1 protein-coding gene is annotated in these 481 nt (G+C 59.3%); it reads left to right on the forward strand.

Annotated elements, in window-relative coordinates:
- Window positions 1-266: 266 nt before the first annotated feature.
- On the forward strand, window positions 267-481 hold a 215-nt coding region (locus ACU8YC_RS26640; protein WP_446896212.1), incomplete at its 3' end, for a hypothetical protein.

Here is a 481-nt window from a genome sequence, read left to right on the forward strand (position 1 = left end):
TTCTACAACCAGGCTTTCGGGCGGGCCGAAGCTTTTGCACAGGACGGCTTTCATCGCTTTTCCTTGTTCGACTGGTCGGACGCTTGCCGCCCGACATGGGATGGCTCGACTGCTCAGGGCTTTCAGTCTAGGAGCGCTGCGTGGCGAGGCAATCAGCATCGCTCGCTGTAATGGCGGCGTATAAGTGGCAGGCGGTAGTGCAACGGCTTGGGCGTTGTGCTGTGACTGGTTATGCTGGCAGGGTTTCCTCTCTGGAGCCGCAGCGCGTGAGATACCTACTTTCGATGTTTTTCTGCCTGGCAGTTGCCGGAGCCGTTCAAGCCAATGAGTCGGCCGATGAGTCCGCTGCTCCACAGACCCTCTATTACGCGCTGACGCCGGCGATGGTAGGCAACTATGCCTCCGGCGAGCGACTCAAGTACTTCAAGGCCGACGTGGCGCTGCGCATTTCCAGCAAGGAGGTGGAAGATCGGGTCAAGCA

The sequence above is a fragment of the Citrobacter sp. VF227 genome, assembly GCF_052950715.1.